General features: G+C 49.2%; 13 protein-coding genes. All 13 read right to left on the minus strand.

The genetic code is table 11. From position 1 onward, the window contains the following. The 13 genes from fabZ to ELR70_RS03370 all read right to left on the minus strand — a co-directional run bounded on the left by fabZ (position 1) and on the right by ELR70_RS03370 (position 12,929). Positions 1–450, minus strand: coding sequence for a 3-hydroxyacyl-ACP dehydratase FabZ (fabZ, locus tag ELR70_RS03315; protein WP_054013677.1), 450 nt, complete (start codon positions 448–450; stop codon positions 1–3). After that, positions 447–1,016: an ABC transporter permease gene (locus ELR70_RS25245; RefSeq protein WP_241566269.1), complete on the minus strand. Its 570-nt coding sequence runs from the start codon at positions 1,014–1,016 to the stop codon at positions 447–449. Before ELR70_RS25245 ends, fabZ begins: the two co-directional genes overlap by 4 nt. 2 nt (positions 1,017–1,018) lie before the next feature. Further along, complete coding sequence (locus ELR70_RS25250; RefSeq protein ID WP_241566270.1) at positions 1,019–1,552, minus strand: hypothetical protein; 534 nt, start codon at positions 1,550–1,552, stop codon at positions 1,019–1,021. Beyond that, on the minus strand, positions 1,549–2,313 hold the full coding sequence (locus tag ELR70_RS03325; RefSeq protein WP_054013675.1) for an ABC transporter ATP-binding protein: 765 nt from the start codon (positions 2,311–2,313) through the stop codon (positions 1,549–1,551). Before ELR70_RS03325 ends, ELR70_RS25250 begins: the two co-directional genes overlap by 4 nt. Before the next feature lie 2 nt (positions 2,314–2,315). Then, entirely contained in the window at positions 2,316–4,541 is a 2,226-nt protein-coding gene (locus ELR70_RS03330; RefSeq protein WP_054013674.1) for a beta-ketoacyl-[acyl-carrier-protein] synthase family protein, read from the minus strand. Beyond that, positions 4,528–6,057, minus strand: coding sequence for a hypothetical protein (locus tag ELR70_RS03335; protein WP_054013673.1), 1,530 nt, complete (start codon positions 6,055–6,057; stop codon positions 4,528–4,530). Before ELR70_RS03335 ends, ELR70_RS03330 begins: the two co-directional genes overlap by 14 nt. Before the next feature lie 2 nt (positions 6,058–6,059). Beyond that, positions 6,060–6,602, minus strand: a complete 543-nt coding sequence (locus ELR70_RS03340) for a MaoC family dehydratase (protein ID WP_200908179.1) — start codon at positions 6,600–6,602, stop codon at positions 6,060–6,062. Next, positions 6,562–6,834, minus strand: a complete 273-nt coding sequence (locus ELR70_RS03345; protein ID WP_054013672.1) for a phosphopantetheine-binding protein — start codon at positions 6,832–6,834, stop codon at positions 6,562–6,564. Before ELR70_RS03345 ends, ELR70_RS03340 begins: the two co-directional genes overlap by 41 nt. Before the next feature lie 19 nt (positions 6,835–6,853). Then, a complete protein-coding gene (locus ELR70_RS03350; RefSeq protein ID WP_082353071.1) occupies positions 6,854–8,488 on the minus strand; it encodes an aromatic amino acid ammonia-lyase in 1,635 nt (544 codons plus the stop codon). Between the two features lie 230 nt (positions 8,489–8,718). Continuing rightward, positions 8,719–9,378, minus strand: a complete 660-nt coding sequence (locus tag ELR70_RS03355) for a DUF2807 domain-containing protein (protein ID WP_054013671.1) — start codon at positions 9,376–9,378, stop codon at positions 8,719–8,721. Positions 9,379–10,139: 761 nt separating this feature from the next. Next, a complete protein-coding gene (locus ELR70_RS03360) occupies positions 10,140–10,388 on the minus strand; it encodes a hypothetical protein (RefSeq protein ID WP_128064463.1) in 249 nt (82 codons plus the stop codon). Between the two features lie 338 nt (positions 10,389–10,726). Continuing rightward, the gene (locus ELR70_RS03365; protein WP_054013670.1) at positions 10,727–11,239 is read right to left on the minus strand and encodes a DUF2141 domain-containing protein; all 513 of its coding nucleotides are present in this window, start codon (positions 11,237–11,239) and stop codon (positions 10,727–10,729) included. A gap of 226 nt (positions 11,240–11,465) precedes the next feature. Continuing rightward, the gene (locus ELR70_RS03370) at positions 11,466–12,929 is read right to left on the minus strand and encodes a collagenase (protein WP_054013669.1); all 1,464 of its coding nucleotides are present in this window, start codon (positions 12,927–12,929) and stop codon (positions 11,466–11,468) included. Positions 12,930–13,075 lie beyond the last annotated feature (146 nt).

Consider the following 13,075-nt stretch of genomic DNA (forward strand, 5'->3'; position numbering starts at 1 on the left):
TCAGGCCTCCGCTGACGACACAGGCTGACTGAAATGGATAGATACCTTGGCCCGGGCGACTTCCTCCTCGCCGACATAAGCGATGGCCTGAAAGAGCGCCATGTCCTCCAGACGAGTTAATAACTGCGATTTAATCACCAGGATATCGCCAGGCACGACGGGGCGCAGAAACTTGGCTTTGTCGATACTCGACAACACACCTGCGCTGTATTCGCTAAAACACAGGCCACTGATCTGTGCCATTGTCTCGATGATCAGCACCCCGGGAAAGATTGGCTGGTCGGGAAAGTGGCCCTGCAAGCTTGGTTCGTTGTGGCTAATAAACTTGTGCCCTTCGATGTATTCGCCCGCCTCAAGACGCACTATGCGGTCGGCAAATTTAAACGGTGCCCTGTGGGGCAAGCGTTCACTCAAAGTGTTTAGGTTGCCTGTCAGCTCAGTATTGCTCATCCGTTGTCTCCCCAGTCAAAGCTCAGATAAATAGCGATAAACAACACCACTGAGGTGCCTGCCAGTATCGTTAGTTGTGGAGCAACTTGCTGTAATCCGGCGGCTTCGTTGGCTACCAGACGGAAGGCATCCAGAAAAGCGGTGGACGGTAGCCACTGCACAAAGGCTTCAAAAACGTCCGGGAAATAACTGGTTTGGAAATAAATGCCGGACAAGAACATCAGCGGAAAATACAGCATATTGGCGATACCGGTAGAAACTTCGACCCGGGTGCTGCGAGCGCCGATCAAGACGCCTAACAGGCACAGACAGGCAGATCCACAAAACAGCACGACGGCGATATTGGCCCAGTTGCCGGGCGGCTTAAAGTCGAACATAAAGTAGAAAATAGCCAGCAACAATAACAGCTGAAAGCTCAGTAAAAACAGCCGAGCCAGCACCACGCCCATAATGTAATCCGACTTTTTAAAGGGTGATAACTTGAGGCGTTTAAAAAAGCCCTGCTGGCGATCTGAGACCAGGCCATTGGAGATGGAGAACAGCGCCAGACCAAGGATCTGTAGCACGATTATCCGGGGATCAACCAGTCGACATAGCGATAGCCGACGATGCTGAGCTGCTGGCTACTCAGGGGGCTGCCCGATAAGCCGCTTTTCAGCTGCATCAGGTAGTTGATTGCCTTATCGTTAAATTGATCAGAGTCCCCGGTGGTATAGATTTGCCCCTGATTTAAAATTAACAGGGAGTCATACTGGGCCAGTAAATTTTGCAGCGGACCGGAGGGGTGGATCTCTTGTTGCGCATCGGCCAAAGAGGCCAGAAGCTGTTCGGTTTGCTCCTGACTAAGCGTGATCAGGTTGACCTGCAGGTCGTCTCGCATCAACTCACGCCAGCGCTTATCTGGTGCCTCATTGTAGGTCACTGCAACATTGATTTCCTGCAACTGGGCGCTGCCGGAAAAGGCTTTGACCATTAACAGTGCAATCAACACCGGCAATGCAAAGGTCCATAGCATGGCCGCCGGCTCACGAAAAAAGGGTCTGACATTGAGGAGCATTAATTGCCAGAATGGGTAAAGCTTAGGGCTGATTGTGTGGCTCATGCCATGCCTCCCGAAAGGTCAAATCCGGTTAATTTTAAAAACACGTCGTTCAGGGTCGCCTTGCGCGGCTCTTTGATGACCGGCTCGGCAAAAGTGCGATGGATAATGTCCTGGGGTGAACCCGACTCGATAATGGTGCCCTTGTCGATGATCGCCAGGGTATCGCATAAAAACTCCACTTCATCCATATAATGAGAAGTCAGTATCAGGGTGACACCATCGGCTTTAAGCTTGTTGAGGATCTCCCAGAACTCCTGGCGGCTGGTGGGATCCAGTCCGGTGGTGGGCTCATCAAGAAAGATGATCTCGGGTTTGCCAACCACAGCCATGGCCAAAAAGACCCGCTGACGTTGTCCGCCACTGAGCTCGCACAGCCAGTTGTTGCGCTGTGGTGTAAGGTTAAACTGCTCCAGCACCTCGTCGATGGCCTGATAGTCCGGGTAAAAGCTGGCGAACAACCTGACGGCTTCCACTACCTTCAGGCGCGCATACATCTCATTTTCCTGCAGCACACCGGCAATGCGACGGCGGAGTTTTTTCTCGTTGCCCTGCCATGGCATGCCAAACAGCTCTATGCTACCGGCGGAGGGCTTTTTCAGGCCCTGTAACATTTCCAGTGTGGTGGACTTGCCCGCCCCGTTAGGCCCGATAAAGCCAAAACACTGGCCGCGTTCAACCTCAAAGGATACGCCCGCAACAGCCGTTTTTTGTGTTCTGTCATAGACCTTTTTCAGATCTTTGACGGCAATAACCTGTTCCATCCTTAACTCCTTGGTGCCGATGCGACACTATGTAACACACAGCCATGCATTATCTGCTCGGCATTAACAGACACCACCAGCACACGGCACAATGGTGCTTCGCTTTTCTGACTGGACATTTCATCAAGCCCCTGAATAAGCGCTTTTAAACCTTGACTTGCAATGCACAAATGATTGTCGACCAACGGGGTGATACTTTGTGCTTGCGGGCATAATTCACTGAGCAGTTGCCGGACATGCTGTAACTCATGTTGGCGAGTTGCTGCAACGACCACATGGTCTACTTCTTCTAAGCTGACCATTTCGGGCAATCGCTTCCCTTGTGCTGCGCAAAGGGTAAAACACGCCACCACTTCGGCCAGTGGATGGGTATTTGCCGCGAGCCCGGATTCATTGACCATGACCAGTGCCGCGGCATTCGCTTGTTGGGTATTCGCTGCATCCACCGCCTGGGCTTGCCAGATCTGTTTACTGCTGTTGCTGCTGTCTTCGCCGGCCACCACCAGTGCCCGTTCAACTCTGTCGGCACGCAGGTCGTAAAAGGCCTGCCATAAGGCTTGCAAACCCTCGTTACCACAGTCGCTGAAGTTTGCTGCTGTACCACGGATCGTGTGGGCAATTGCCAGACTCCCCAAAGAGGCATTCAGTACGGTATCGGTAAACAGAGTGCTCTTGATATTGTTAGCCCCCAGCTTTGCCAGATCATCGTAGTTGCGCTCTTGTACTTCACTGCAACCCAATGCCGTGGCGAAATAGCCACCACAGCGAGTCGGGTCGTTTGTGTCACGCTCTAACCCACTGGCCGCCAGCGCAAACTCGGTAGCGCCAATGGCATATTGGGACAAGCAGCTCATTCGGCGTCGGTACAGGGCAGGGAAATGCGCCTTGAGACTAAAGCCGGCCTCGTCAAGCTCGGTACTCGTGGCTGTTTTGTCAGCCGTTGTGCGGATCTGGCTATCGATTCGGGTATGTGCCGCAATAAAAACGCGCTGGTGGGGTGCTGGTTTCTTTGGCGCGAGTGCAACCTCTCCACTGGCCAGCACTAAGCTGGTGTTATGACCTCCAAACGCCGAGTTGGTACTGGCAAACCAGTCAACTTGTTGTTCTGCCAGGCGCTCTCGGATCAGAGCATATCCCTGACAATCTTCACGCACGTCGTTGACACCCAGAGTCGCTGGCAGACAACCATGACGTTGTGCAGCCAGTACAGAGATTAGCTCCAGTGCACCAGCAGCGCCCAGAGCGTGGCCGAAATAGGATTTGGAACTCGACACCTGCGCTGTCATTGGCTGCTCACCATTGAGGGCTCTGCGGATCCCCTGTAACTCGGCGCCGTCATTGGCCGGTGTCCCGGTACCGTGGCTATTCACATAGTCTATCTGCGTGCCTGATATGCCCGCATCTGTCAGCGCCATACTGAGTGACCGCGATACGCCCCGGCCTTCTGGTTCTGGTGCTGTGGCATGATAGGCATCCAGACTGGAGCCGCTGCCGCGTAGCTGCGCAAGTATGTTTGCTGCGCGCTGCTGTGCAGCTTCTGCCGTTTCCATCACCACAAAACCTGCGCCTTCTCCCAGGCTCAATCCGGTATCTACACCATAGGGCGAACAGACGCCAGCAGAGACTGAGCGCAGCGAATGAAAACCGGCATACACCAGTCTGGCCAGCGAGTCGCTGCCTCCGGCGAGCACTATGTCGGCCTTGTTATCGCGTAATAATTCGCGGCCAAAGCTGATAGCGCTGCTACTGGCGGTACACGCCGAGGTAAAACAAAACAGTGGACCGTTAAGGTTGAAATGACTGTGTACATTGGCGGCCTGACGATAAGCCGGGTATTGTTTGATTTTTTCGTTGTCTTGCTGCGCCATCCCTTCAAGCAAAATGTCGGTACCGGAATTGGCATTCCCAAAACACAGCGCAACACGTTTATCGGCCAGCTTTTCAAGGCTTAACCCAGCATCTGCCAACGCTTGTTCCACTGCCGAAATGGCAAACAGCGTAGCAAAGTCGAACTGGTCAGCGAGTGCTTTACGGTTGCTTCTAAACTCGTTGAGTAAGGCGGCATGATGGCTTTCTAGTTGCATCTGAGCAAAATCTGCTTGCGCTTTGACGCCTGAATGTCCAGCAGCCATGCTGGCAAACAAGGTTTGGTTGTTGCCAATGGCAGATTCCAGGCCGTAGCCGGTGATCACCGCCATGACGTTGTCATTATGGTTATTGCTTTGCATGAGTTACTTCCAATAGTGAGCTAAGGGTCGTTTTTCCCATTTGATTGAGCGGAAAAGACGGTAGCAGGGCGATATTGGGTACAGGGTAGTCGCGAAAGGCGTCCCTGAGTGCCTGCTCGCACGGGGGCTGCTGGCTTTGGGTTTCGACAAAAGCCAGTAACTGTCCACCGCGTTTGTCATTGTCGTCTTCGACAAAAAACAGTTTTAATGGCGCCGTGCCAAAAAACACCTGCAAACGTTGTTTTGCCTCTTCCAGTGACAAACGTTTTCCTTTGTATTTAAAGACTTTGTCTTTGCGTCCCAAGTGACGTATGCGACCATCGCCGAGCAAGGCTATCCTATCCATCATGACGAACTCTGAGTGGTCGCTCAGCAGATAGGGTGAGCGCAATATGGCCGTTCCCTCGTCATCCAGTCGCAGTTGGACTTCGGAAAATAAAGTGAAGGTAGCGATACTATCCTGGGCGATTGCCCGAAACCCGATCCCACCCGTTTCGGTACTACCAAGGACTTCAATACCACTCAATTGAGGGATTGTTTTCTGTAGCGTGGCAAATTCAGCTTCGCGCCTTGCACCGAAAGGTGCGCCAGAGCTGACCACCGCACTGCCCGAAGTGAGGTCTTCATGGGCCAGTAAATCCCAGACACTGGGGACCAGGACATTCAACATGCTGAGCTCGCCACAGGGCGAGGCATCGATATATTGGGCGTCCTGATAGAAAACCGGCTTGTTTAATCGTATCGGTATCAACCAGGTCCAGATAAACCCATACATGTGCTGGGGACTGATCAGGGCATTGATGAGCGCATAGCCAGAAAGATCCAGGCTCTGACAAATCCCTTCAGCTTCGGACCACATGCTGTGCAGTGATTTGAAAAACAAACTCGGCTTCCCGGTACTGCCTGAGGTGAGAAAACCCACTCTGGCGTTACCTAGCCGGTGCATCAGACTGGCATCTAATCCTGTGCAGTGTGGGGTGGCCGGTTCATCGCTATCGGTCCCGGCACACAATTGCTGCCAGCTCAGTCCGTCGTTACCACCAAGCACCGGTGTGCGGCCACTTAGTAGCAAACTGAAGACCGTTAGCATCTGCGCAATGGCATTTTGCTGTGCTACCTGCACTTCCTCTGTTTTACTCTGACGAGCTAACTCTGGGCTGAAACTGAGCACCCGATTGAGCAGGTCAACCAGCCCGGCTTCGTCATAATGGCAGCCATCGCTTGCCATAAAACGGTGTAAGTGCCGCTGCGTCGTCTGTGTTTGTCCCAGTTGTGAGATGATCAGAGTAGCCAGATCGGCAACGCAATTACGTAACGTATGGCGCTGCGGATAAAGCTTGATGCAGTAGTGGCGCTCGCAATCCGCGATAAGCTGCAACATATCAATAGAGTCTAGAAACAAAGGTGCACCAAGCAGATCGGCCTGATTATCCAGCTCTGCCAGCTCGCTTACTTCTATTTCCAATGAGTGCTGCATCAGCACGCGGATCTGCGCGACAACTTGCTGATGTCTCATACCTAGGGCTCCTGTGCAGTTTCTGTGTTATCTAAGCTGCGTAAACGCTCGGCAAGCCGTTTTTTGCTTGCCGCTTTGGGCGGTAAAACCATGGCCTTACCATCACTGACCAATTCACCTCGCTGATTGTGCCAGCTGAGTGCTAATTCAACCTGGCGGGTGTCTGCGAATTTGGCACTGACTTCGGCTTTGGCAAAAATGGTGTCGCCGATATAAATAGGCGCGTGAAATCCTATCTCCATCGACAGCACCATAGAGCCAACCCCGGGCAGCTTCATGCCAATAACCGGTGCTATCATGGCGGGCGCCAATCCGGCATGTGCTATGCGTCCTTGCAAGCCGAAGGAGTGTGCAAACACCTCATCAACATGCACCGGATTGAAATCTCCCGTGATGCCCGCGAAGCTATACACATCCGTTTCGGCAATGGTCTTGCTGTGCCCGGCCTGCTCACCTATGGTCAGCTCTCTGAAGGTTTTACCTAGCGTGTACACAATGACGACCTCAGGCTCTGGCTTCTTCGCTGACAAATTGTGCCAGGGCATTGATTGATGCCATTTTTTCCTTGATCACTTCATTGCCGTAGTTACTAAACTTCATGCCATACTTTTTCTCGATTGAGACCACAAGCTCAAGCACTTCAATACTGTCCAGTTCCAGGCCGTCGCTTACCAGTCCCTGTTCGTCGTCCAGTTCGTCGATGGAATCCACCACCTCCAGGTTATCTACGATGATGTCCTGTTTGATAAAAGTTCTGATCTGGTCGAAATCAGCCATGTGAAAACTCCTTATTTTATTAGTTATGTAATTGATATTCCGGGAACAGCTTCTTAACCATATTGTCGATGTCACGGTCCATCGGGCGGTCCTGGATCACTGGGGTGAAGTAGTCGCGTAGTTGCTCAAAGAAACGCATGGATTCAGTATTGAGCTTGTCAGCACTACCGTCTTTATCGAGTACGTAAAAGGCCTGGCGGATTGCCATGGCGTGAATGGCTATCACAGGTTTCACCAAAGAGAGAATGTGTTTTAAGTCGCGGGCCGCAATAGTACCCATGCTGACGATATCCTGGTTAAGTGCTTCGGTGGTGCGTGAGAATACGCTCATCGGTGACGCATTCTTCAGCGCTTCAGCGGTCAGTGCCGAGGCGGTGATTTGTACAGCCTTAAAGCCATGGTTGATCCAGGATTCATCCCCTAAGTCGTCAATGGCGACCAGGTTGTTTGGGATCCCGCCGTTTAGTCTGTCATCAACTAAAATGCCCAACTCGCGCTCCAAAAGGGCGGCGAGGTTAGCCAGCTGTGGTTTTAGAGCGTCGCAGACAGCAGCAACATGCCCACCATAAAAGTGTCCGGCGTTGAGGATCAGATCTTTTTGGTTGTCGAACAACGGGTTGTCATTTACAGAGTTAATCTCAGTGGTGATCACCCGTTTGGCCCAGTCAAGCGTATCCAGCAGTGGCCCTATGACCTGAGGAGAGCAACGAATGGAGTAGCTGTCCTGTAATCTGAATTGCTCTTTTTTTCCTGCCCCAAATTCATCGTCACTGCGCAGGCGGCGCCCCAGACGTTGCTCCGGGTTTGATAAGCGTTCGTAGATCATCGCAGCGCATTTGATCTGGCCCGGATGTGGCTTGAGGTTATGGACCTGAGGGTGAAAAGGCGAAGCACGACCGTCAATCAGCTCAACAAACAGCGCAACTTGTTTACAGCTTAGTTCGATAGCGCGTTCTATTTCCAAAAATGACATGACGGCAATACCACACATCACCGATGTACCATTCATGATGGCTAACCCTTCTTTGGGCTTAAGGCGATATGGGGTGATATCTAACTCAGCAAATACCTCACTGGTAGGGCGGATCTCTCCACGATAATAGACGTGACGCTTACCGGCCAGTGCAGCACCTATGTATGACAATGGCGTTAAATCGCCACTTGCACCAACCGACCCCATAGCCGGGATTGCTGGGAAAATTCGGTGATTTAACAAACATTCCATTTGTTTCAGCAGCTCCCAACTTACGCCAGAAAAGCCTTTGGCATTACAGTTGAGGCGGATCAGTAAGGTCGCTGCACAGATTTGTTCAGGCAGGTAATCCCCGACACCACATCCATGGTAGGCGATTAAGTTTTCTTGTAGACTGGCGGCAAGTTCGGGCGATATACGGTTGCTGGCAGAGTTGCCAAATCCAGTAGTAACACCATATATATCTTCACGATTTTCTATTTTATCATCAAGATATTCGCGATTTTCTCTAATGATCTTTTCTAATGCGGTATTCAAAGATATATCCACATTAGGATTAGTTACAAAAGAACCTACGTCATCGATAAGTAATTCATAATCCCCTCCAATTTCAAGAGTTAGATGGTCTGAATTTCTGCTCGTTGATTTTGATACCAAGTCTTTGTCAAATATGTTTTCCATAGTTTATACGCCAATATAATTATTAAGATTACCCATGATGCCTGCTTTATCTGATAAATCCGTTTTCAGGTTTTATGCACGCCGAAATAAACTCTCCTTATTAAAAAGAGAGGTTGTTTAACTAAAGGGGTGTTTTAAGACGCTTCCTTTTCTTTTACCAATTACTCAAAATACGATAATTCAAAGTTTTATTTAAAAGCGCCCACTCATGTGGACGCTAAAAAAGCGACTTATTGACAAAGGTCAGTGCGGATTGAGCTTGCAAAGCTCTGACTGACATTGTATTGAGTCGTTGCGCCAAGGTGCAGGCTAGTGCCGAAAGACATGTAACCAGATACCTGATTGGCGTGACATAGTTCGGCGTGGCTGCCGAATTCCAGGCTGAGATCGACACTGTCAACGACAAAGTTGCCGTCTCTGGCTGTGAAGTTACCACCCTGAAGCAAAGCCAGGTTCAAACGCTCAGTTTGACCTGCGAGGCTAATGTCGGTGCCAACCGTACCTGTAACTGAAACTTGAGACGAATTCACTGCGCAGGATGCAACATCCAGCTTTACGCCAACATAGTTTTCAAAGTTTGAGATAGGTTGATTGGTGTAGATGGCAAGTGATAAGCGGTTGTCTTTGTTCCACCATTCACGCTCGCTATAAGCTTCGTTGCTGACTCTGAGTTCACCGTTTTGAGATGTCAGTTCAAGCACATCAAGTACATGACTTTGTGCTGTCGCTACTACCTTTGGCTCGTTACCACAGTAAACGGTTGCTTCGATGCCTTTTTTCAGGTTGAGTTGATCGAACGCCGCTACATTGAATGATTCTTCAGCAGAATGTGCTAAAGAAGCACCCAGTACGCCTGTCGCTAATATCAGGCCATTTATTGCCGTTTTCATTTAAAACTCCGTCTATGAGTAATAAAAAATTAAATCCGTTTATTTGACTTAAACAATAAATTATTACTATCTGAACAACAGATACAGCGTAATATACAACATACAGCAAAACCAAATAAATATATAAATATCCAATTTATTGCATGCAAAAAACAACACAACATTCCAAGGAATTAAATAACGCGTTGTGTCGGCGAACATATTACCCATAAAAAATACAGGGTCAAGCCATTGCTTAACAAAGCTTTAACTGGTTTGAAGCAAGGAATTAGCGAATGATAACGATAAAAAATTAAAAAACAATTACAAAAACGGTATTTTGATTAGCCCGCAACACTGGATTAAAATCCAATATTGGTTAAACGGCAATAATACCATTTCCAGTAGAGTAAAAGCTTTATTTTTAGTTGGGAGGTTATACTGAGTTGAACTTGTGTGCTATTTAGCGACAAATGTCGGGTAGTTGTGTAAAAAACGTCCCTAAAATGAATTGTTCCAAATGACACTGTTCAGTAGCGCACAAGTGCTGAAATTTCCTTGCGGTTGCCAGACCCATTTCTATCGCTGCACTATGCACAATAAAAAAACGAAGCAAAAAAAGAGAAAAAAATTTCGCAGGCGTGTGAATTAAGTTACTCAGCCAGCATAAAAAGGTCGTGATAAAGAACGCTCCCCCCGGTTGGGGGGGAGCGTCATTGGTATGGCCAGGAACAGATTGGTGACTTAGATTCAAAATACCTCAAACTGTAATTTATTGTTTACTAAAAATGGCAATGTATCGATACTGAAATTGTCGAGAAACCCCGAAAAAACGCAAACATGGCGGGTAACACAGCAGTTTCCTCGTAGGGAACATATACAGTGAAGTGGTTAGAAAATGGGTAAATAACTGATTTTGGTAAATCCAATTGGTAACGTTGACTTTCATGTTCATCAGCCTCGCTCTTTTTTGGCCAGCAGGCATTGACGTAAACCACATTATGCGCCAGCAGTGTTCGTTTAAATTGCATTAGTTTTCACTGATCGCTTGCTGAAACATCCAATAGCTCTGGAATCATTCGGGGAAAGTTGAGCATCTAAACAACAGCTTTGAGGGGGTTTAGGTTGTCAGCCAGAGGCAAATCTCGATAGCGGTGTACTGTGGTCTGCATTAGGCTGGAAGCATGACGGGTACAGTCTATTCTCCAACACCCTGATTGAGGTATGTCGATATCGGGTTTACCTAATTCTTTTTACCAAGCTTGGGGGCAGCCAAGAGGGATTGAAGTTTGCCGGGCGAGTGCGGTTGGTAACGGCTTAGTGCTAATAAAACCAACCGACTGCACCAGAGCAAGCTATAGAAATAGTATTACAGGCCGCTTATTTTATTAAGATGAGTTGCCAGTGTAAGATGCACCTCACTGCCTGGTGTCTGAACTTTGATCAGGGCGTCTTCAAAATCGCCTTTACTAAAGGTGTCATAAATATTATTCGACAGAGCGTAGGGCTCACTGGGCATACCTAAAAAAGGAAATACCATTCGATCCAGTCCACCGTCTTTATCTTCGTCATGCACGACATTGATTGCGTAACGGCCCGAGGGGATCCCCTCAAAGGTGACGGTTGTTCTCGGCATATTGGGTGTAACCACCTGGCTGCGGAAGTATCTGCTGTCTTTGTCGTTGATGTTATCGTCGGAATGAAAGCTCTCGCTGTTATCGTGTAAGGTCACGATCAGCTGCCCTTGTTCGCTGGTGACATTGTCTATTACAACGGTCAAGCTGGCGGGCGTGGCATCGGCTGAATTAATACTCTGCGGGCTGGTCGACTGGCATCCGGACAACACCAAAGTGAATGCGGCGGCTAAATAAAGTGGTTTCATAGCAAATCCTGGCTGTAATTTTTCACGAATAGTACCTAAATATGTTTTCAAAAATATTAACACTGGTTAACACTAATTGCAGTTGTTATTTTTCTAGGAACGGCGACTCTTTTGCTGAGGTCCATGTTTGTACTCGTTGCCCGGACCTGGTGGAGTTTCTTTTATATGTCGTAAGGTTGGTTTGATACAACAGCAGGCGCAAACCCTGCTGTTGTATGTTGCAGCGTTATCTGAGGTCTATCTGAACTTCTATCCAGGCATCCGGCGTACCGGGTGTACCGCCTTTTTGGGTGGGTGTAATGGTAAATCCGCCCCAATGATCGGTATAGCTTTTGCCAATGACCAGCTCTGAGTCAGTCTGGTCATCACCCCACCAGCCAGGTGTTTTCGAACCCGGGGTCATATCCAGCAAATAGGAGGTGGTTTTCCAAAAACGTTCATCGCTTTCATTTTCAAAATAGCCTTGCAGGTTAATAAGTACACCGTTTTGCGTATTCGTGTAGCGATCGTGAGAGGTACGATATTCCAGCCAGTATGTATATTTACCGTCACCAGACTTTAATCTAAGGCCAATGTAGCCGCGGTTATTCGCACCTTGGTCAAAGGCGTAAATTCGATAGGTACCTGAGGCGTTGATGACGGGTACTTCACTGTCGTTTAGCCAGCCAAAATAATGTTTATACAAGAGGTTATAGGCCTGTAAAGAGTGTGCGCCCATGCCCATCATGCTGTACACATTGCCATAATTCAGGCTTTCTGTGTCGTAATCACCGACACCAATCACTTTGCCCGGACCTGCTTCAACGGCTTTTGCGTGACGTAGCCCCAGTGCATGCCCCAGCTCATGAGCCACTACCCCAGTTGTGTGGTGGTATAGAGAAATGCTTGGTGGCGCGGCGCTGGAGTTAAAGTTTCCGACCTGAGGGGCAACCATCATTACAACTTGCGCATTGCCTGGTGCGTCCGGATCAATTCCCAGGGCCCGGATCTTACTTTTCCACATGGCAGTCCAGCCATGAAAGTCGTTATCGTACGTGCTTTTTGGTTGGTTAATATTTATGACAGGAGTGCTGGTGTCATAGGTGACATTGAAACGTCCATAGGACTGCTGATCGTAGTAAGTAGTCACCCCCTGCATATCGCTTTCCATGGTAGGCCACTCCAATGGAGTGTCGCTAAACTGAAAGCGATACACCTGAATATTGACATGATCATACGGATATCCGTCGTTACCGCCTGGTGGCTCCGTTGGAGGCTCAGTGGTATCAGCAGTGCGACAGGATGTGGCACCTAAGTCGACCACAATAGAGCTGCCGCTGTGGTTGCCATCCAGTGTAATGTAGCCCCAATAAGATGCAGGGCGACTTAATACGATACACTGAGCATTACCGGGTTCTGTGGAGCTGGGATCGCTACCGTCCAGTCTTGGCCAGCCGCCGCTTCTGGCGTACAAGTTCAAATCACCTGTGCCATAACCTGTGCTGATTGCCACGCTATCATAACGATTGATATTTGCCACGCTCAGGTAACTGCGTGAGCCTGCTGGCACACAGACCGTCTCTCCATCTTGCAAGGTTCTGCCTGTAAAAGGGGCCGATGAGGCGCATTTGTCTTCAAGCTGAGCCGCGAGGACCGGACCATTAAGTAAGGCAAGCAGTGGTATGCACCAACTGTGCTTAATCAGATTCATAGTTGTTTCCTTTACATATGTTGTATTAACGCTCGTGCGAGCTAGGGTGTCTTTGCTCGTCTACGGTGGGATGCAATTCATACTTATCTTATATAAAACAGATGGATAAATGCTTTGAATGCAACATCCTGTGGTATTCGAGTCGA

It is taken from the genome of Pseudoalteromonas sp. R3, assembly GCF_004014715.1.
Classification (GTDB): domain Bacteria; phylum Pseudomonadota; class Gammaproteobacteria; order Enterobacterales; family Alteromonadaceae; genus Pseudoalteromonas.